This window comes from Formosa sp. A9, assembly GCF_051200825.1.
Taxonomy (GTDB): domain Bacteria; phylum Bacteroidota; class Bacteroidia; order Flavobacteriales; family Flavobacteriaceae; genus Formosa.
Window position 1 is genome coordinate 2,844,561 of the sequence record NZ_CP195158.1, and the last position, 22,561, is coordinate 2,867,121.

A 22,561-nucleotide genomic window follows, 5' to 3' on the forward strand; every position below is an offset into this window, starting at 1 on the left:
AAACAAGTTTTTGATAAGGTTTGATTCTAAAATTAATTAAAGGGTTTTCCTTAAAGATGTTTCTTATCATAAAAAAAGAGTAAAAGCAGAATACTTTTACTCTTAAAACACAAACATTGTAAAAACAAACTAAACTTTTAATTAATTAAGGGTTTAATATTTTTAAGGCGCCTTGACGCCCATCTATTTTATAATTGACGATGTATACGCCTGTTTTTAAAAAACTAAGGTTAATTGATTTTTGATGCTTTTTGGTTTCGTAAACCTGCTGACCTAATAGATTATAGATTTGCAGGTGTTGTAATTCGTCGTTTACAGTTAACACCCCTGGTTGTTTTATAGACACATCGGTTATACTTAAAGTACTATTAACCACAACCGACCCAGAACCCATAAATATAGTAGGGTGTGTTGTAGAATTATATGTACCATTCGCCATGCTTTCATCGTTTAAGATAAACTCGGCCACTTCAACATCAACATTCAACACCGCTTTAGCTGTTCCTTTTACCGACAGATCCAAACGATTTCCGGCACTTTTAGAATGATTAAACACCGCCTGATTATTGGCATCCAACATCAATTTACCTGCTCCAAAAGCGCCAGCAACTAATCCGTTAATCACGGCCATGCCATCGGCATTAGCACTTGGCTTGGTTAAATCCCAAACTCCTGTAAACGCTGCATTGTCACCACCTAAATCTACAGTTGCCGTATTAGCAACATCTCTGGTATTTTCTACACGCACATTGTAGTTCCCGCTGAAGGTTCCTGGTAAATTCATAATACTGCCTTCTGTATTCGAACTGTTTAACAAAAGCGCCACATCGCCTTCTAAAACTATAGGGGCCTTTAGGGTAAACCCTGTACCGCTTGTAGCATAAGCGATATTTGTATTTTGGTACATAGTAATGGTTCCGATACTTTCGGAATCTTGACGTCTTAAACGAATACCGCCATTATTTTGCACATGCATATCTCCTAAAAACGGTGCGCTTTGAGCTTCAATGGTAACAGCATCTACAATTACTTTTTCTCCTGCTTCGGGCAATAATGCTGGTGAAAAGTTACTAGGATCGTCCCAATTACCTCCTAAAAATTTAAATTCACTTGGTCTTCCTATAACTAAATTACCTTCGCCCTGTATAAGCGTACTATTTGAAGCATTATAAGTACCTAAAGGTTGTAACACCCCATCTTTGTACCATTCGTTTAGGGTAATATTGTTATGTAATATTAAGCTTGCTTCGCCTTCTGTATACAAGGCTGTTGTTGTTAAAATGGCATCGCTTACGTTAATTTCCAAAGCTCCACTTGTTTGTACTGTTACACTTTTTGCATTTCCAAGAGCTTGAGATGATGATGCTAAAACCTCGCCTTGCTCAACAATTAAACGCCCTGAAAAACCATCGTTTGGAGCATTTAAATTACATACTCCACTACCAATATTTTTTATTTGATGAACTCCAGTTATGGTACTCAAAAAATCGATATTTCCAGAGCTATTAATAATAAAGTCGCCTTTGGTTTTGATATGCCCTGACATAGACACCGAAGTAGATGCTTGAATAGTAGCTTCGTTTAGCGTTAAAAGTTTTACTGTACTTGATGCTGTAATATTTAAAGTAGCGGCCTTACTTAAATTTAAATCGGCTAAAAATTCGCCACCAGATGCATTAATGGTATGCGAACCTTCTACTGAAGCAGCTTCACCGGTAGAAGGAAATCCTTCTGGATCCCAATTGGCAGTATCCGACCAGTTGTTTGTTGTTCCATTCCCTGTCCAATTATAAACTGTTACCGCGGGAGCTATTGCTGTTGGATTCCAATTATCCGATCCTGCTAAAACAATTTCTGGTTCGTATAAATTCGCTTCGGTTTGATTTTCCAAAGCACGTAATCCAGCCCAATTTGCTCTTCCACTCATATCGGCACCAGCACCTTCATTCATCCATTCGTATAAATGTAATCTTGTATCGGTATCGGCATAATCCATATTCCATTTATCTCCCCAACCTAAAGGGTCTATCTCGGCAGGCATCTTGCAATACAACCATGCTACCTTTGGATAGTTATGCCAAGGCCTTCCGAATTTTATGGCAGCACCATCATCGCCATTTCTTGGACTATTATCTTGATATGTTAAATTACATTTATAAAACACAAAACCATAATCCTGATTTTCGGTGGTCGATGGGGCAGTTATCCAAGCTCCGCCATAACTTCTAATTTCACATTCATCAAAATAACCAATACCTCCACCATAAATATAATCGGTGCGCCCTAAAACCATACACGATTTAAAATAGGCGCGATATGTTTCATTCATCCAAAAATAAATCGTGTCTTGATACCCTGTTAAATTACAGTTTACAAATACTGTACGATCGCCACGAATAGTTAAAGCCTGAGCCTGACCAACAGGACCTGCAGTATTTGCGATGGTTAAATTTTCTGCCCTAAAATCGTTTGCCATAATAGTTAACGTAGCAGCTGTTCTTATTAAATCGCTGTTATCTTGCCACAACAGCACCTTATCGTCTGGGCACATGCCATCGCCGCCATCATTACAATTATACATATCGTAACTTATTATGGTTTCTTCTCTACTTTCTCCAACAATTGTGATATTGGATTTTGATGCGGGAACAATTAATTTTTCGAGATTATACGTGCCTCTTTTTATAAATATAATTGTTGCTGTAGAGCTGTTTGATGGTGCTGCGTTAATCGCTTCTTGAATAGAAGTAAAATCGCCTGTCCCATTAATATCAACTACAATATCTGCATTGTTTTGAGCCACACATACTATCGTTACACAAAACCCTACAAATAACAATAAGACCTTTTTAATATTTTTCATGATTATAGTTAGTGTATAATTGTTTTAGTTGTTTTGCTCCATAATCGATGTCACAAGACTATTTATGTACACCTCTACATTATCGTAAGCAGTGCTTAAATCGTTGCCATTAGGATTATGTTTATCTTTATCTAACTTCATAGCTTCTTTCCACGCATCGGGCATACCATCTCCAGAACTATCTAATGGAGCATCTTCCGATTTTAGCTCGGGCCACCCACCAACATCGGCTTGCGAATCGATAATACCTTTGCTGCTGCCATTAGAGCCTTCGTAGGTATATGTACCATTTTTTACTTCGTTGGCAATTCTTATATCTACAGCATCTCTAACCAAAGAGGCACCACCGAACTCTAATACTTTTTGATACGCATCTAAAGCCGAATCGGTCGTTACGTTATTTTCTATATCGTGAGGTTCTGATAATCGCATGGCTGTTTTATCCTCTTCAGAAACTGTTCCGTAGCTATGGTGAAATTGATTGTACACACCATACTCCCAATTATTATCGGACACTTGCTGCTGCCCTTCAATATAATTACCAGCTATATAAAACTTCCCCCACGTATCGTACACAGCGGTACCTTCTACTTTATTTTTATCTATGGAAATTATTCGGCTATCTTTATTGGTTGAAGGACCTGGTTTATAGTAACAATTTACAATGTTTACATTCATGGCTTCACCGCCGTAACAACTATTACCTTGCCAGTTGTAAATAACATTATTACGTAAGTCTACCAAATCTGTTAAGGCAAAAGCATCGCCTGCAGCCTCTCCCAACCTTGGATTTCTGCTATCGTGATGTGCTACAAGATTATGATGAAATGAAGCCTTTCGGCCACCCCATATTCCGCCATATCCATGCGATCCTTTTTCGTGCACAGAATTCCTTAAACTTTCGGTAATATAACACCATTGTAGGGTTGTATTTTCGTTGGAATAAAAAGTAGCGGTCTCGTCTGATGACCAACTGATGGAACAGTGATCTACTATTATATCTTTATTAAATCTACATTCCAATCCATCGGCTTCCTGTTGTGCTTCGTCGCCCATTCTAAATCTCATAAAACGAATAATAACATTACTGGCTTTTATAACCATGGGATAATCTTTAATACAAATACCATCGCCTGGAGCTGTTTGTCCTGCTATTGTTAAGTTACCATTTCTGATGTCCAATCGCGATTTTAAAGCAATTGTTCCCGATACTTTAAATAAAATATATCGTGCTCCCGACTGATTAACTGCGGCTCTGAAGCTACCTGTTCCTGAATCGTTTAAATTCGTAACATAAATAACTTTACCGCCACGACCTCCTGTAACATCTTTTCCGAAGCCCTCGGCATAAGGAAATGCTAAAGCCTCTTCTTCTATTTGTTCGGGTTGCTCTGGTTCTGGATCTTTGTCTTCAATAACATCTTCATTTACATCATCTGGTGTATCTGATGAGCTACAATTAAAATGTAAAGGAGCCCAGAGTAGCAAAACTATTAGATAAGTGATTTTTAAATTCATATTTTTTATAAATAAGGGTGCCCGATATTTTATGGTCTTTTCAATTTTTATTTCTAATAAATACTCACATGTAACAAACTAACTTACTATTCACAGAATAAAACTAACAGACACTAAACAGGCACCCATTTAACACTTCTTTTTTATGATTTTACGTTACAGTTTATCTCTAAAATTAGTATCACCTGCATCGTATCGCCCTCTAAAACCTTTATCTTTATAATGGAAATCGTTAGTATCTAAATCTACCCAAAGATCGGTTTGCTCGTTAGCATAATTGGCTACAGGAAAACCTGGTATTTCATTGCCTGTAAAGGAGAAGTTTTTGGTGCTGTAATTGTTCAACAGTTCAAAATTGGTATCCTCTAAACCTTCTATACCTTTTATACCATAATTACCTTCACCTGTTTGATCCCAAGAATGTCCAAACACAGAGTTTACAATACTAATTCCATTAGTAACATTATTTTGTCCGGCCTCTCTAAAGCGTAATAATTGCCTACCCGTTTCTGGGGTATTCGCAATGCTACAGTCTCTTATATTTAAAGTTTCGAAATTATTTTTTGAAACAACAAAATAAATCGTGTGGTTAACAGAGCTGTTAGTGATTGAAAAATTATTAAGTTTTGCTGCATTGTTATCTACAGATACCAATCCGTAACCATTAATGCTATCTATCACACAATTATTAATTATGTAATTGTTTATTGTATTGGCGTTATCTTTTTGACGTAACACTCCACGGAAATTTGTGATATAACAATCTTCGAAACTCATTTCTCCTAACGATGCCTCTTTACTCATGTTCATTACATATTTACCACCCCAATCTGTACCACGTAACTCTAGGCCTACAAAGCGTAAGTGCCCGACATTAGCACCATCGGCAACATCGAAATTTCCATCAAAAATTAATTTTGCTTTTTCTTCTCCAAATCCATAGGCAGCTTGAATGGTAACCGATTTATCTATAGCTGTAGATGGTGCATTATAAACCACACCTCTTTTTACCAAAATAATTGCATTGTCTGGTGCTGCACTTAAAGCGTTTATTACGGCATCTGGATTTTCGTCTTCACGAATGTCTATAACTCCTGGGCTGGTCGGGTCTATATCGGCCACTTTTGTAGTATAGTTAACCCATCCTCTTAAAGTAGTATCGCTATAAATTGCGATTTGATATTCGGTTTCTGGATCTAAACCTTCAACTATAGCTTCGCCTGCTTCCTGCTCTTCTGCAGTTACAGGACGCTCTGAGTATAACGGGTTCTCTAAACGAAAATCGTCTGCTGCAAACACCTGAATTCCAGTTACTGGCGCACCAATTAACGACCATGTTACTCGCGCTTGGGTATCGGTAACATCGTAAGATGCTGGATCGTTTAATATAGAAGGGAAACGTTGGGTACGCACACTACCAAAATCTGACACTTTACTATCGAAAGTGGCATCATCTGCATGCGCTTGCGCCCTTACCTGATATAACATGTTCCAAAACAAATCTTCGCCAACCGTTGCTTTATCTACAACAACAAAACTCGTATCTGTTTTAATGGTATACTCTATAGTAGCAAAAGAATCTCTACTAACTTCTACTGTATAATTTACGGCATCTTTAAACTTTGCTATATCTACAATTACCGTATTATCTATAGCATACAAATCTTCGTTAAGCACCGGACCAAAAAGTCGGGTTCTGTCGTAAGTTTGATCGTCGTCGTTACTACATGCGTAGCACAAAACCATTGCCAAACAACTAAGTATTAAAGCCTTAATTTTATAAATATGAAATGTACTTTTCATTTGTTTTATCGTTAATTGTTTAAAATCCATAACCATCGTTTTTAAGAGTTCCTTGGCTATTTTCTATTGCGATTGTTGGTATTGGAAAAATGTATCTTGCCACACCAGGCGCAGGTCCATTATCTATGTAATTCTCCCAATCTCTTGTTACCCATTCTTTGTAAGTCGTCTGGTCGCTGTGCATGTCTAATAAAAACGGCACTCGATTCCAGGTTTCGTCTGGGGCAGCAACTATTTTAGTATCTGGATTTAAAATTACAAACTCGCCACTTTCGTCAACCTTCCAATACATATAATCTGGGTATTGTGTGGTACCGTTATAGGCATCGTCGGCCAGTTTTTTAAGTGTCTCTACGGTTTCTCTCATCTTATCGGAATAGATTCCCCAACGAATTAGCTCGTATTTACGAATCATTTCTCCGCCAAACTCCCACGCACGCTCGTCTACTAAGGCTTCAAAAAAAGCATCTTTAGACGTTGAAACATTTGCAATGTACTGATCTACTTTTTCGCTCCAATCGGCGCTATCGAATGCTCTTTGTCGTACACGACGTAGTGCATTTTGAGCTTCGGATGTCGGCCCGTTTAATTCATTTTCTGCTTCGGCATACATTAAAATAACATCGGAATAGCGCATCATTGGCCAGTTAATCCCTGTACTTTTAGCTGTAGATGGCCCTGGAGGGGTTTCTAAATCTACACGACTCCATTTACCTTGAGAAATGTTTAACGGACCGTTAATAAATTCTTTAGTAAACTCTGTAGTAATTTTATATAATCCGCAGGTTACATCTCTTCTGATATCGTTAGAATCGAACGACAAGTAATACGACGGTGGCATAGCCATGTAGTTTCCTCCAGATCCGTAGTCGTGGGCCGCGGTGGTACCTCCATCTACCTGAATACCAATATTCCACCCCACATCGCCACTGTTTAACGAGAATGGCACTTCGAACAACACATCATCGTTTACTGGAGATTGAAATTTAGCCTGATTAAGAAAAACTTGTCTAAAATCCCTTGGTAGTTCTCTATCTTTTAACGTCATGAGTTTAGCTGTATACGTTTTAGCTAAAGTATAATAGTCTAAATAATCGCCATCGCGAACCATTGTTAACTCTGGAGTTAAATAGTATCCCCCGCGTTGTAAAGATAAACGGGCAATCATACCCAAAGTATACTCTCGGTTTACTTGCTCGATCCCAAAACGGCATTGATCTGCCCATTTCATGTGTTCTTCAATATCTATCAAATTTTGAATTTCTCCCGATAAAATTTCGTTTCTATGTGTTTTTGGCAAGAAAAAATTATCGCCAGCAACAGGTGCCTTGGTTACATAAGGTATATCTCCAAAATAGTAAATTAGCATGCTGTACCAATAGGCTCTTAAAGTGTAAGCCTCTCCTAACAATTGGTAAAACGTATCTCTTACCGATTGGTCGTCTGAATCTAAATTACCACTATTCATAATTCCTTCTATAGAAATATTAGCATCTCTAATGGCCTTATATCCATTGGTCCAGACAATATCCAAATCTCTATTACTTGAATTAGCGTTTAAGTTCCAAATCTGGTAACGATCGCCTTGACTGCCCCATCCGCCTTGATGTTCTATATCGGTATTACCGGTCATATTATTAGATAACCGCGACCTGAAGGCATCCTGATTAAAATATGAATATGCGGCATTTACGCCATTTCTGGCATCGTCTACATTGGAGTAGATATATTCATTATCGAATGTTGATATTGAATCCGGATCTAAAAAATCGTCACTACACGAAGCAAATACCAACACAGTTAGTACTGCCAATATATTTTTTACTTTCATCTCTTTTATTTTTATATCCATGTTTTAAAATGTTACGTTTAAACCTACTGTATACGATCTGCTTCTTGGGAAAGAAGAATCGTCTACACCTGGTGTTAATCCATTACCTCTAGAACTAACTTCTGGATCGTAGCCAGAATAATCTGTCCATATATGTAAGTTTCGTCCTGTAGCATATATTCTGAATTGCGACAAGCCAATTCTCGATATTAATTTTGTTGGTAAACTATAGCCTACAGTTAGGTTGTTTAATCTTAAAAACGACCCATCTTCTATTGCCCAAGAATGTACAACTGCTCCAGCAATACCATGACTGGCATGCGACCACATGGTCTTACCTTCGTTTAATTGTGCTAATTGATCTAAATCTGTTACAATACCACCAGGAACTCCTGTATATTGTCCATCTACATCTATATATGTAAACCTATGATCGGTACTCATACCGCTTAGCAGGTTACCATTAGATACACGTCGGAATTGATTAAACTGAATTTTCCCAGTATTGTACACATCGTTACCATATTGGTAATTAAAAAACACTGAAAAATCGAAATTTTTGAAGCGTGCATTTAAACCAAAACCACCTTGAAAATCTGGTAAAGCATTACCTATTACTTTTCTGTCGTTAGCATCTATAACACCATCGCCTGCATCGGCTACGCCATCGCCATCGGTATCAACCGTAGGCAAATCTTTTAATTTCATAAAACCAGGACGTAAATTGGTATTCCCTACTACACCACCAGAATTAGGCACCCCGTCGTTTAACACATAACTTCCGGTAGCTTCATCGTAATGCGAAAAATCGTCTACAGTATACATCTCATCTGTTACATATCCATAAATATCGCCTACTTTACCACCTACTCTTAAATAATAATCGTTTATATTATTTAAATCTGTACTTGCCCATCCTGAACGTTCAAAACGTTCTGTGGTGCCATCCAAAGCATCAATTCTAAAATCGTTTTTACCGATATTAAAATTAGCCGACAAGCTAAAATCTGTATTATCTACAATAAATCCAGTAACACCAAATTCGATACCTTTATTAGATGTTGCCCCAATGTTGTTCCACTGTGTAGAAAACCCTGTATTGTCTGGAATGGCCGATTGCAATAACAAATCGGTAGTTTTGTTGGAATACACATCTAAGCTTCCGTTTATACGTCTGTTAAACATTACAAAATCTAACCCCAAGTTACTGGTTGCTGTAGTTTCCCACTTTAAGTCTGGATTGTACAGCGAATTACTGTCTGGCGAGTAGTATACGTTATCTATATTTCCAAAACCAGGTCCTCTGTTTGTAGTTGCTCCAAATAAGAATTGTGTAGCTGTAGCAGGAATTCTGTCGTTCCCCGTTTCACCATAAGTTAATCTTAGCTTTAACTCGTTAATAAAATCGGCGTTTTGCATGAAGCCTTCTTCGTGAATTTTCCAAGCAAAAGCCAATGCAGGAAACACGCCTAAACGATTTTCTTTTGAAAACCTACTCGATTCGTCTGCTCTAAAACTTAACGTAAAAATATATCTGTTAAATAACTGAAAATCCATACGTCCAAAAAGCGACTGCCTGTTAGAATCTGTAAAGTCTGCAGTTTCTTTTCTATCTATTCTACCAAACGCCATATTAGCGAACAATTCTTCTGGAGTTATAGATTGTCTAAAATCTTCGGCTCTGGTAAAATCGCGTTTGCCACCACTAGAAGACATTTCCTGCCCTAGTAAAAAATCTAAAGCATAATCGTCTCCCCAAGATTTTTTATAGTTTATGGTATTTAACCAACGCCAAGAAAATTCTTCTCTGTTATCTTTTTGTCCTAAAGGCATGCTTCCTCCATTATTAAAAGACTCTCCAGTTAAAGGCCCGTAAAAACGAAGCTCTTCTCTAAATTCCTTTTCGGTAGTATAGGTAGTTTTAAAAGTTAAACCCTTTGTTATTTGCCAGGTTAAACCTGCATTTAATATATATGAATTGTAGGTTCTTTTACGCCAATCCTGTTCTACTAATTCTCTAGGATCTACAAGGCTTAAAAGAAATTGTTGATAATCGTTATCTGAATTAGGTTGATTTAAATCGATATCTAAATCGTCTGCAATACCATTAACAGGTCTGGTTTGCACCGCGTCCTTAATTTTTAATTGGGCGTTGGTAGAAGTTCCTGCACCATCTATTACCGTATTGGTAATTCTTGTACCAACATCTAAAGATAATTTATCTTGTATTAATTGCTGATTTAATTTAAAGTTAATAGCTGTTCTTTCGTAAGCCGAACCCACTAATAAACCTTCGTCGTCGTTATGAGACACACTTAATCGCATATTGGTCATTTCGGTACCACCACTCACACTTAAGTTGTGGTATTGAGATAAACGCGATCCGCCAAACAGTTCTTCTTGCCAATCTGTAGCTTCTTTACTTTTATAGATATCGATATCTTCATAATTTCCAAAATAACGCTCGTGCCCACGTAAAGCAGATTCTCCTCTTAAGGCTTGATACTCGTAATTGGCTAATACAAACTCGTATGGCGACAACACCTCATAACGTCTATCGCCTGGCAATGTATTCCATTGAAAATAATTATTATAAGACACAGACACTTTACCTATTTTAGGGCTTTTAGTAGTTATTACTATTACCCCATTAGAAGCTCGCGCCCCATAAACCGCTGTTGCTGCAGCATCTTTTAACACGTCTATACTTTCTATATCGCTAGCAGGAATATCGTTAATGGTATTAACTATAAATCCGTCTACTACATATAGTGGTGAATTGTCTTGTGTTATCGATCCGCCACCTCTAATACGTATTTGCACATCGGCTCCTGGTTCGCCATCGGCAGAAAACACATTAACCCCTGGTAGTTTACCTGTAATTGCTTCTGAAGCGGTAGCCACTGGTATTTTTTCAATTTCTTTCCCAGACATGCTAGATACTGCCCCGGTCATGTCTTCCTTTTTCACTTTACCATATCCGTAGTCTACAATTACAATTTCATCTAGCTGGTTTTCGTCGGCTTCCATAACCACATTAATTACGCTTTGCCCATTTACAGCTATTTCCTGCATTACGTACCCGAGATACGAAAACAATAAAACAGGATTGTCTGTAGTTGCTGTGATGGAATAGTTCCCATCGAAATCGGTTACTGTTCCTGTAGAACTTCCTTTTACCATAATGGTTGCTCCAGCTAAAGGGTCTCCAAAATCTTTAGTAGTTACTGTACCGGTAATGGTTTGGGCCTGTAACTGCCCCGCGGTACATAATAGGCCTAGAAAAATGAAACAAAAGCGGGCTTTGTGTAGCGCGAACTTTTTTCCTTTCCTCACTTTCAATAAGAAAAATAAATAGTTTGAAAAATGATGATTTAACATAAATGGTCGTTTAAAATAAATTAATTAGTTAGAATTTGTTTTCCATTTTAAAGTGAAGTCTGGTTTGCCCGATATTTATATGGTACAACCCCTACAATCACTTACAAATGGCTTTCAAATTTATTTTAACAACCGCTTTAACACTTTTAAATTCTCATCAAATGCTTTTAAATTTTAATCAAATCGCTATTTTTTACATAAATTTTAGTCAAATTAATAAAATTACATCTAGTCTTTTGCCTTTAAACACTAGGACTTCCCTTATTTTATTGTTTTGGTTTTGATTTTGAGTTTGAAGCCTCAAACTATTCACATAAAACACAGGTTTATATACTCTACAATCTGTACTTTATAAAAAAAACCATCTTAAGCAAGATGGTTTTTTAAGTATTCTTTTGGGGACATATTGTATTTTTCTCTAAAACAGGTGCTAAAATAACCTGCACTATTAAAGCCGACATCGAAAGCGACTTCGGAAACATTACTCTCGCCAGCATCTAATAATTGTTTTGCCCGTTTTAAACGCATATCACGAACAAACTCTACAGCCGTCATATTGGTAAGACTTTTAAACTTTCGGTTAAATGTTGCCCGTGGCATATTGATTGCGTTTGCTAAGGCATCAATATTAAATTTGGGGTTTTCCATTTGTTGCTCGACCTCCGCAATAACATTTTTTAAAAATGCTTCATCTTTTGTTGTTATTACAATTTCGCTAGGCGCTAACTCTAGAGTTTTTGGATTTTCGACTAAATTATCGAATAGTTTTTTTCGATTTTCTATTAAGTTTTTAATTGAAGCTTTTAAAAACGAAGTATCGAAGGGTTTGGTTATGTAAAAATCGGCACCATATTCTAAGGCTTCAATTTTAGTTTCTACTGTTGTTTTTGCTGTAAGCAGTACTATTGGAATATGACTTGTAGCATCGGTATTTTTTACTTTATCTAAAAATTCGATTCCGTCCATTACGGGCATCATAATATCGCTTAAAATTAAATCTGGCACATGCTCTTTGGCCTTTTCGAAACCTTGAGCTCCATTAGCAGCTTCTAGAATTCTATAAGATTTACGAAGTTGATTCACTAAAAATCTACGTAATTCATTATTATCTTCTACAATTAAAACTTGTGGTGCGCTAGCTGGCGCCTCTATCTTAACATTGCTTTGTTCTTTTAACTCTAAACCTTCAACACTTGGTTTTGTATTGCGGTTGGCTAAAGGAAATGTTGTTATTAGTTTTGCAGCTTCTTGCGGTTCCTGTACTTTTAAAGAGTTAAGTTTAAGAGTTACTGTTAAGCCTTTGGTTTTATTGTTTTCTGCAAAAATTTTCCCTTTATGCAACTTAATGTACTCTTTACTTAAAGCCAAACCAATACCTGTCCCTTCTATATGTCCGGCCCTGTTTTCTTCGCCTTCAAAATATAATTTAAAAATATCTTTCAATTTATCTTGATCTACCCCAATACCTTGATCTATTACTCTTATTGTAAATGCATCGCCTTCATTTTTTATTACTTCTAAAGTTATAGTTGTATTTTTCGGCGAAAATTTAAAAGCATTAGACAGCAAATTATACACTACGATATCTATTTTTTTGGCATCTACATTTACAAATAATTTATCGGTATTGGTTATTATTTTTAAATCGATTTGCTTTTCGTAAGCTGCCTCCGAAAACAAGGATGCTATTTCGTTTACAAATGAAATGAGTTCTATCTGCACGACATTTAATTTGGCTTTACCACTTTGTATTTTCCTAAAATCGAGTAACTGGTTTACAAAACGAACCATGCGCTTTGTGTTTTTACGGACTACTTCTATATATTGCTCACCTCGTGGCGAAAGCTTTTCATCTTTTGCAATTTCTTCTATTGGATTTACTATTAATGTTAGTGGCGTTCTTAATTCGTGAGAAATATTAGTAAAAAAATTAAGCTTTAATTCGGTTAGCTTTTGCTCTAAAGCCACCTTGTTTCTTAAACGAATCATGGAAAACACAATACGCCTGATAAGTTCCAGAAGCAGTAATACCAAAACAATATAAATCCCATAAGCCCAGGTCGTTTTCCAGAACGGAGGCGCAATTGATATGGCTAACGATTTACTTGGTGTATTGGTATATAATTCGGGATTTACACATTTTACCTCCAACTCGTAATCGCCTGGTGCTAAATTTGTATAAGTTGCTTTTGTTTGATTATTTACATTATGCCATTCTTTATCGATTCCCTTTAAACGATAAGCATAGGTTTGTTTTTTATTAGAGCGGTAATCAAGAACCTGATAATTAAGGCCTATTGTATTTTGATTGTAATTTAAATGTATAGAACCACTGTAATTAATATTGTTTGTTAGCGGAGACTGCTCGGTATTTAAAAACACTTCTTCGTTATTAATTTCTAACTTAGAAAAGCTCATAGCAGCAGGTATTTTAATATCGTTTACAGCTTCTGGATTGAATATTAAATATCCTTTTATGCAACCAAACAATAAATTGTTGTCGGGCAATTTTAAGCTAGAACTTTCTGAAAACCCCGTTTTATACAAGCCATCGTAAGCATCAAAATTTCTAAACGAGTAATTATTAAGATTAAACTTAGAAATACCGTTTTCTGTAGCCAACCAAAGATTTTTATGATTGTCTTCTACCATACTTAATATAAAATCGCTAGGCAATCCGTTTTGCGAGGTAAATGTTTTAAAGCGTATGGTATTATTACGTTCTATAACTTTACTCAACCCTCCGCCTGCCGACGACACCCATAATGTGTGATTAGAATCTTTTTGTACAAACAAAATGTCGTTACTCCCTATACTGGTACTATCGCCAGAAACTTTACGGTAAGTTTCGAATTGCAAAGCGCTTAAATTATCTTTTGTTGGTTGCGCCACTAAAAGTCCGTTTGTTGTAGAAATCCAAATTTTCCCCTTAGAATCTTCAAATAAATGCCTTACCAGATTACAAGAATTAATTGGGTAATTTTGAAAGCAATTTTCTACATTTTTAAATTGCACTTCACCATTGTCTTCGGTTATTAAATTTATACCCTTACCATAATTGCCAACCCAAATTCTCCCGTATTTATCTTCAAGTATCGAATATATTTTGTCGCCACTTATACTATTACTGTCATTTGCATTGTGTTTATACGATTGAAGTGTGTATTGCGAACGCTCTTCATTTAAGGGTTTGGCCCTAAACAGACCATTGCCTTTTGTTCCAAACCAAATATTGCCTTTGCTATCTTCAAACAATACATAAATTAGGTCTATCCCATTTTTTGGCCAATTAACTATGGGATTGCTTACTGGCTTCCCGTTTTTGGTAATTACCAACTTGTCTGACTTTGATGCCATCCATAGCCTTTGCTTGGAATCGCTTAAGAGTCCTCTAATCTCATTATCGGTTTTATTATCTGTAACATCAAATAGTAATTGATGCTTAAAATCTTCTTCCTGAAAAATAACTTTATTAATCCCACGGTCGTTAGTATTTAACCATAGCACCCCCGAGGCATCTAAATATTTACTGGTAATAATGTTGTATGCCAAACTGGAATCTTCGGCAGTTTTATCGTACAACCTTCCAATTTCGTCTGTTTCTTGATTATAATAGCCAAACCCTCCTCCTTTCATGCAAGTCCAAACTCTTCCAAACTTATCTTCGAACACATCGAAATTATTTTTAAAAATTTGAAAAGACGCATCGTTTTTCTGAACAAAATATTTAAAAACGCCTGTTTTTACATCTAATTTTACAACTCCTCTAAACTCTGGCTCTAACCATAGTAATCCGTTTTTATCTTCGTAAATACTAAAAAAAGACTTACCAGGCATTTGTGCTTCGCTTATAACCTTACCCGTGTTGCAATTTACAGTTTTAACCTTACCGTTTGCGGTAGATACAAACACAACCGGCTCCTTTTTAGAGACGCAAACTCCTTGTAATTTCTGATTTGATATAGCGTATTCCTTAAAACTTTTTAACGTTTTATCGTAAGCAAGCAGCACCCCTTTATCGGTTGTAAACCACACTTGTGTATCGCCCTCGGCAACAGCTGTTATCGAGGTTCCCGGCAATATATTTGAACTTTTAAAAGTTCCATTTGTTTGGAGCTCTAAAAACAAAAGACCTTTAGTGGTACCAATCCATACGTTATTGTTTTTTTGTTCGTGAATAAAACTAATTGTATTGGATGGCAACTCTGCGCCCGTTTTAGAACTCGCACTATAGTGGTTTAATTTAAATTGAAGTGAATCTTGGTAAACTACTTGATAAATACCATGATTCAATGTTGTTAACCACACATGATCCTTTGTAGGAATAATATTTACAAATTTTTGTTTTTGAGTTTTAATAATCTCAGAAATAGACAAAAACGTCTCTTTCTTTTTATCGAATCTGTAAATCTGATTGTCGTATGCTTTACTCCATAAATACCCTAAATAATCTTCTTCTATATGTTCTATTCTATTGTTACCAAGCTTACTTTTATCGCCTGCCCTTGCTTTGTAGGTTACAAAATTAACACCATCAAACCTATTGATGCCGTCCCAAGTACCAAACCACATATAACCATCGTTTCCTTTATGGATATCCATAACGCCATCATGAGAAAGACCATTTGCTGTCGAGTATTTTTCTATAACACACTTTACCTGAGATTGGCAAGGTGTTATAAAAAACAAACCCACTGTTAAAATCACAATAAAAACTCTACTTACCTGCATCTTAAACAAAATAATATGTAATATTTTGCCAATTTAACAAATTAGTGTATTAAACACACTTTTTATTTTAAGTTTTAATTAACAAAAAATTAAAATTCAGGCAACCAATCTCTAAAAATCGCTTTAAATGTGTAATGCTTTAATTCGTAGTCGCTCAACTGCTTGGACCAAGATACTCTTGCTTTAGGGGCAGCTCCTAAACCAAAACTATTATACTCGCCATAACATACTGTTTGTTCTTTATGCGGAAACATTTGGTCGCCAGGCCAAGCATGCCACCCTTGAGGCAAAATATGTGCCCACATTTCTGAATTTATAAAAATGGTTTTGGCATACGGCCGCCAAGGCCGGCCTAAATACACTTTCTCTACCCCAGATTTAGCCGTGAGTTTACAATTAAAAAATACAAACCCAAAATCTTGATGTCTCGGTGTGGCTGCCGCTGTTATATAGGAATCTGAGATACTATTTATAACACAATGATCGAACACAACAGTGGCTTGACCAAAAATAAAATCGGTTGTTCCCTCTATAAAACAATCGTAATAATACTGCCTACCTCCGTCTGTAGCAGTGTAAAGCGTATCTTGACAACCTAAAATACGGCATTGTTTAGCTACAAACCGATCGCCTTCAACATGTAACGCAACGGCCTGCCCTTCATTACATGACGAGTTTTGTATCGTTAAATTTTCTATACGAATATTTCCTCCTAATACTAACATCGTATAGGAATTGAACGTTCCCAATTTAGCCCCTGAAATCGCATCGCGCTTGCCGGCATAATCGTCGTAAGTAATTATGGTTTCTGCCTGACTTTCGCCAATTAATGTTAATTGGTGTATATAAGAAGGTACAATTATCTTCTCGCGATACACACCGTTTTTAATATGAATCTCAACTTCTGATGGCCCGAATGCCCTAACACTAAAAATAGCTTCTTGAATGGACTTAAATTCGGCACTACCATCTTTAGCTACAGTAATGATCCTGTAAGGTTTTTCGAAAGGCTTCTTTAAGGTTTTATCTAAAAAATCAACAATATACTTAGCGGTAGTATCAAACCAAGGATGCACCAACCAAAAGGCATGCGGTGTATCTGGTAAAGTATAAACTTCGTTATAAATTCTATAGGCATCTAACTTTTCAATATAACTATCTCTTCCGGCATGAAACCTAGGCTGTGCGCTGTTAACAAATAAAGTTGGTGGTGTTGTGGCTGTAACGTGTTCTAAAGGCGAAGCTTCTGCCCATAATTCTGGCTGTTCTGCATACGTTGCCCCCAACCAATAATCGAGCAAAGCCCCTTGTTCTGCCTCTGGATGCACAAAGGACGCCACACCATCGATATTTACGATGGCCTGAACTGACGATGAAACAGTTGCATCACTTTCTTTATAAACTTCCGAATCGGATGTTACTCCTAATTGCATAGCCAATTGTGCACCAGCAGAAGCTCCTAAAGTAGCAATCCGTTCTGGGTCTAAACAAAAGTCGTTTGCATTGCTTCGCATCCACCTTAAAGCATCTTTTAAATCCAGAATGGCAGCGGGATAAATAGCTTCTGGTGCTAATCTATACGATGCAGTAACCGCCACATAGCCCTGTGCTGCTAATCGCTCTGCTAGAGGCCTAAGATTATCACGAACTCCAGAAACCCAACCTCCGCCATGCACTAAAAGTAAACCAGGATACTTGTTTTCAGTTTCACATGAAGGATAAAACACATCTAATTTTAAATCGGATGTGTTAGTCGACTTATAAACAATATCGTATTTAGTTAATACCCCCTCTTGTTTTTGCTGTGTGATTGGACTTATAAAATTGTAATACTTTTTTAACTTATTGTAAGTTGTTTGTATGGTGTAAGGCCTGATGTCGACTTTAGTATTTTGAGCAAAACCAACACTTACACTTAGCATAATGGCCAGTGTAACAACCAGCTTTATATAGTTATTTAAAAAAAGGTTTTGCATACTATAAGGACTTTTTATTAGAGATTCTAAGTACTAATCTGCTAGAATTTTATTTACTTGATACGGTATAACTTCTTCTTCGGTGAGTTGATGCGACCAATTAACACGTTGCTTAGAAGCTCCAGGGCCTTTAGAATTGTACTCGGCATAAAAAACAGTTTTTTCGGCTTCTTTTTTCCCCCAATTATGCCAGCCTTCAGCTTTTATATGCTTTCCCATCTCGCAATTTATAAATACTGTTTGTGCATAATTGCGCCACGGCCGTCCTAAATACACACTATTTTCGGGAGCATCGCCCGTTAATTTGCAATTAATAAACGTTAAACCAGAACTTGCACCTTGATTGGTTGAAGCCGCAGTAATATAACTCCCGCCTTTTTTAGAATAAATTTCGCAATTCTCGAATACCGCAACAGACCATCCAAAAATAAAATCGGTTGTGCCTTCTATATAACAATCTTTATAATGCTGCCTAGAATCTTTACCATGCACATATAATGTATCTTGAAAACCTAAGAATTTACAATTCTCGAACGATACCAGATCACCATCTACACGAACAGCTACGGCTTGCCCTACGGGGCCTGACGAATTTTCGAATGTGATATTCTTCGCTTTAAAGTTGTCGGCAAACACATAAAACGAAGTAGATCCTGTTGTTCCTTTTTCTTCTCCAAAACTATTTTTTTTACTGGCATAGTCGTCGTAAGTAATAACAACATCATTAACATTTTCGCCTATAAAAGTGACATTGGTTTTTGAAGTTGGTAATATCAACTTTTCTTTATACACCCCATTTTTAATAAAAATAACTGTTTCTGATTTTCGAAAATCAGGAACCGCCATAATTGCTTGTTGAACTGAGGCAAAATGCGCCGAACCATCTTTTGCTACTGTAAAGTGATGGTCTGGATTCTGTGCGTTTCCTACTATGAAAAAACACAACATTCCCAAAACAACTAGATAGTGTTTAACTACGTTCTTAATTAATTTCATTCTTTTATTTTTCTATTTGAAATACTTTTCCTGTTACCTGAACAGTATTAAAAAGATTTTTATTGTCTTTCATGTTAGGCTTCTGCCCTCCAACATAAACAGTAAACGTTCCTGGCTCTATAACCAGGTTTCCTTTACGATTAATTATTGCTAATTGTTCTGGCTGAATGGTAAAGGCAACCGTTTTTGTTTCTCCTTTTTTAAGGTGAATTCTCCGAAAGCCTTCTAACTGAACAATAGGCCTAGGTGTAGTTGCTCGTTCATCTTTTAAATACAACTGAACCACCTCATCTCCATCATAATCACCACTATTAGTAACGTCTACAGATACCGAAATTGGCATATTCATGCTCACTTTTTCTGGCATTACCAAATTATGATACTTAAAACGCGTATAACTTAAACCATGTCCGAATGCGTATAACGGCTCGTCTTTAAAATACCTATAGGTTCTGTTTGCCATATTGTAGTCGTCAAAATCAGGTAACTGGTCTACCGATCTATAATAAGTTACTGGTAATCTACCCGCAGGATTATAATCGCCAAACAAGACATCTGCAATGGCATTACCTCCTTCTTGACCTGGATAACCAGCAGAGATAATGGCCGGAATATTTTCGTTTGCCCAATTAATAGACAAAGCGCTACCATTTAATAAAACAAGCACCACGGGCTTTCCTGTAGCAACTATGGCTTTCATTAAATCTTGCTGAGCTTTTGGCAGGTCTAAACTTGTTCGGTCGCCTCTAGAAAAACCTTCAACGTTCACGCTCATTTCTTCGCCTTCCAAACGTTCGTTAAGCCCTAAAACCAATACGGTTACATCGGAAGTTTTTGCTAACTGAACAGCTTTCTCCAACTGATTTTCTTCGGGGGTACTCCAACAAAAATTAGCGATAGCATTACCATAAAGATTGCTGTATTTCACCTCTATTTTATAACGTTTAGCTTGCTCCAAATACAATTCTTTTGCTCGTAATCTCGGGTGATGTTTATTTTTGCCACCGCCTTCAATTTCCGAAGCAATTGCATACTCCATAAACGGTTTTGCCCAATCGCTAAACGCATAAACACCCGTTTTTGGAACTTTTATAAATCCTGACCAAGCGACACTGTACTCGCCCATTTTTAATCGTGGATCTGGCGTATTAACATCCCAATTAAAATTAATATTGTCATCGGTCCTAATCAATAGAGGCTCGCCTTCCCAATTGGTATTGTTATAATATGCTGCCGTTAACCCTTGTTTGCCCGCTTCTGTTTCAAAATAAACCGAAGGCACAACCTGCATGGTTGGCAGGCCTTTAGCCAAAGCACTTCCTTCTTGATAAGTAACCTGAACTTCTGGATCTAACTTATTTTTTAATCCTTGAAAAACTGTAACAGGATGGCTAGGTTCTCCACTATAATTACCCAATAAAGATTGTATATTATTCGCGTTTGGCCCTATAACTGCCACCGATTTAATAGACTTGGAAAGTGGCAACATCTCCTTTTCGTTTTTAAGCAGAATAATACTCTCCTGTGCTGCTTTTCTGGCCAAAGCCGCATGCGCATTGTTGTTGTTTACCGAAAAAGGGATTTGTGCATAAGGCACAAGGTCTACTGGATCGAACATGCCTAATTGAAAACGCGCTCTAAACACACGTTTTAAAGCTATATCTATATCTTTTTCTGTAATAATGTTTTCTTGTAAGGCTTGATTTAAAAATTCGTAAGTGCTCCCGCAATTTAAATCGCAGCCCTCGGTTAAAGCCAAAGCCGATGCCGTTGCTTCGTTACTTGTCAGTTTATGATGCGCCCATATATCTTTTATTGCACCGCAATCGGACACCACATACCCATCGAATTTCCATTGGTTTCGAAGTACATCGAACAAATAATCGCTAGCACTCGCAGCCTGCCCTCTAAATCTGTTATAAGCTGTCATAACCGACTGCACTTGCCCGTCTTTTACTAATGTTCTAAATGCTGGCAAGTAGGTTTCCCACAAATCCCGTTCGCTCGGATTCACATCAAATTCGTGCCGTAAAGGCTCCGGGCCAGAATGCACTGCAAAATGTTTGGCCGTAGCAACCACTTTTAAATACGTCGTGTCGTTACCTTGGAGTCCTTTTACAAATTGCAGTCCCAATTGCCCTGTTAGGTACGGATCTTCCCCATAAGTTTCGTGGCCTCTGCCCCATCTGGGATCTCTAAAAATATTGATATTTGGCGACCACATGGTTAAACCTTGATAAATATCGTGCTGACCTTTTCTTAAATACTCATGATGTTTTGCTCTGGCTTCATCCGAAATGACCGAAGCCACATTGTAAATTAAATCTGTATTCCACGACCCTGCTATAGTGATAGATTGAGGAAAAACCGTTGCATATCCTGCTCTGGCCACACCGTGCAAACTTTCGTTCCACCAATCGTATTTAGGAATTCCTAAACGTTCTATCGCTGGAGCATCGGACATTAACTGACTGATTTTTTCCTGCACTGTCATTCTAGAAATTAAATCGTTAAGCCTGTCTTCGCGGTTTAAATTCGGATTTTGAAACGGATATTGAAACTGTGCCCAAACTTGAACAGACATCAGTAAAAATAACAGGATTGTTGTTGGTCTGCGCATACTTACTCTTTTTGAAGCGTTTTCATCCCATCAAAAACAAGTTGTGCTACGGCCTGAGCACCTGCTGGCTGAAAATGTGTATTATCACTTTGACCATCTGGATAGGCCTCGTATTTACCTGCAGGCAAATTCATAAAATAATTTTGAGTAACGTAGTCTTTCCCTTTGGATGTAAAATATTCTCTAGACTTTAAGTTTAAATCTATTAAATATACATTTAACTCTTTAGCAACTTCTTTTGGAGCACCATCATAAGCACCATGTACATCATTTAAAACGCCCTCTTCCCAAGGGTAGTTTCTAGCAACTGGCGTTAAAATAATTGGGATTGCTCCTTTTTCTCTAGTTTGAGACACAAACAACCTTAAAAACTCTTTATATCCCTCAACATTTACATAACGTTCATGCTTATTTTCGGCAGCATCATTATGCCCAAATTGCATAATTACAATATCTTTTTTATTAAGGCTATCGTAAACCGAACGCCAACGGCCTTCTTGAAAAAATGTTCTAGTACTGCGTCCGCCTCTAGCCCGATCGGAAACAAAAACACTATCTGTAGGAACTATATTTTTAAGCTGTTTTAAACTATCCGACACGAAAAAGGGCTGAAAAACCTGACCCCAGCCCATAACAGGATATCGGGTTTTCATATAATCTTTTCCAGGGTCGTAATCGCCCGAATAATCTGCCATTGTAGAGTCTCCTATTAAATAAATTTTAGTTACTGTAGGCGCTTCCTTTTTATCTTCTTTTTTTTCATCAACATTACAAGAAACAAATGTGTTTAGACTGGCTACGAAAACACAAGCAGCAATTATTTTTTTTATCATTTTCTTATT

The 22,561-nt window shown here is 37.0% G+C and carries 10 protein-coding genes; all 10 read right to left on the minus strand.

Annotated elements, in window-relative coordinates:
• Positions 1-145: 145 nt before the first annotated feature.
• The gene (locus ACR9EA_RS12500) at positions 146-2,863 is read right to left on the minus strand and encodes a pectinesterase family protein (protein WP_435133565.1); all 2,718 of its coding nucleotides are present in this window, start codon (positions 2,861-2,863) and stop codon (positions 146-148) included.
• A 24-nt stretch (positions 2,864-2,887) separates the two neighbouring features.
• Positions 2,888-4,381, minus strand: coding sequence for a pectate lyase family protein (locus tag ACR9EA_RS12505; protein WP_435133568.1), 1,494 nt, complete (start codon positions 4,379-4,381; stop codon positions 2,888-2,890).
• 156 nt (positions 4,382-4,537) lie between these two features.
• On the minus strand, positions 4,538-6,214 hold the full coding sequence (locus tag ACR9EA_RS12510; protein ID WP_435133569.1) for a DUF4957 domain-containing protein: 1,677 nt from the start codon (positions 6,212-6,214) through the stop codon (positions 4,538-4,540).
• Positions 6,204-8,036: a RagB/SusD family nutrient uptake outer membrane protein gene (locus tag ACR9EA_RS12515; RefSeq protein ID WP_435133572.1), complete on the minus strand. Its 1,833-nt coding sequence runs from the start codon at positions 8,034-8,036 to the stop codon at positions 6,204-6,206. Before ACR9EA_RS12515 ends, ACR9EA_RS12510 begins: the two co-directional genes overlap by 11 nt.
• A gap of 3 nt (positions 8,037-8,039) precedes the next feature.
• Positions 8,040-11,396, minus strand: coding sequence for a SusC/RagA family TonB-linked outer membrane protein (locus ACR9EA_RS12520; protein WP_435133575.1), 3,357 nt, complete (start codon positions 11,394-11,396; stop codon positions 8,040-8,042).
• 366 nt (positions 11,397-11,762) lie between these two features.
• Positions 11,763-16,085: a two-component regulator propeller domain-containing protein gene (locus ACR9EA_RS12525; protein ID WP_435133578.1), complete on the minus strand. Its 4,323-nt coding sequence runs from the start codon at positions 16,083-16,085 to the stop codon at positions 11,763-11,765.
• Between the two features lie 131 nt (positions 16,086-16,216).
• Positions 16,217-18,103 (minus strand): pectinesterase family protein, encoded by a 1,887-nt coding sequence (locus ACR9EA_RS12530; RefSeq protein ID WP_435133580.1) that lies wholly within the window; start codon positions 18,101-18,103, stop codon positions 16,217-16,219.
• A gap of 33 nt (positions 18,104-18,136) precedes the next feature.
• Positions 18,137-19,099, minus strand: coding sequence for a pectinesterase family protein (locus ACR9EA_RS12535; RefSeq protein WP_435133583.1), 963 nt, complete (start codon positions 19,097-19,099; stop codon positions 18,137-18,139).
• Between the two features lie 4 nt (positions 19,100-19,103).
• Positions 19,104-21,719 carry a glycoside hydrolase family 3 C-terminal domain-containing protein gene (locus tag ACR9EA_RS12540; RefSeq protein WP_435133585.1) on the minus strand — a complete coding sequence of 872 codons (2,616 nt, stop codon included), beginning with the start codon at positions 21,717-21,719 and terminating at the stop codon, positions 19,104-19,106.
• Positions 21,720-21,721: 2 nt separating this feature from the next.
• Positions 21,722-22,552 carry a rhamnogalacturonan acetylesterase gene (locus ACR9EA_RS12545; RefSeq protein WP_435133588.1) on the minus strand — a complete coding sequence of 277 codons (831 nt, stop codon included), beginning with the start codon at positions 22,550-22,552 and terminating at the stop codon, positions 21,722-21,724.
• Between the last annotated feature and the right edge of the window lie 9 nt (positions 22,553-22,561).

Bases quoted from the DNA above. Each gene is read 5' to 3' on its own strand.
- ACR9EA_RS12500 (WP_435133565.1), bottom strand. From the start codon at position 2,863: ATGAAAAATATTAAAAAGGTCTTATTGTTATTTGTAGGGTTTTGTGTA.
- ACR9EA_RS12505 (WP_435133568.1), bottom strand. From the start codon at position 4,381: ATGAATTTAAAAATCACTTATCTAATAGTTTTGCTACTCTGGGCTCCT.
- ACR9EA_RS12510 (WP_435133569.1), bottom strand. From the start codon at position 6,214: ATGGATTTTAAACAATTAACGATAAAACAAATGAAAAGTACATTTCAT.
- ACR9EA_RS12515 (WP_435133572.1), bottom strand. From the start codon at position 8,036: ATGGATATAAAAATAAAAGAGATGAAAGTAAAAAATATATTGGCAGTA.
- ACR9EA_RS12520 (WP_435133575.1), bottom strand. From the start codon at position 11,396: ATGTTAAATCATCATTTTTCAAACTATTTATTTTTCTTATTGAAAGTG.
- ACR9EA_RS12530 (WP_435133580.1), bottom strand. From the start codon at position 18,103: ATGCAAAACCTTTTTTTAAATAACTATATAAAGCTGGTTGTTACACTG.
- ACR9EA_RS12535 (WP_435133583.1), bottom strand. From the start codon at position 19,099: ATGAAATTAATTAAGAACGTAGTTAAACACTATCTAGTTGTTTTGGGA.
- ACR9EA_RS12540 (WP_435133585.1), bottom strand. From the start codon at position 21,719: ATGCGCAGACCAACAACAATCCTGTTATTTTTACTGATGTCTGTTCAA.
- ACR9EA_RS12545 (WP_435133588.1), bottom strand. From the start codon at position 22,552: ATGATAAAAAAAATAATTGCTGCTTGTGTTTTCGTAGCCAGTCTAAAC.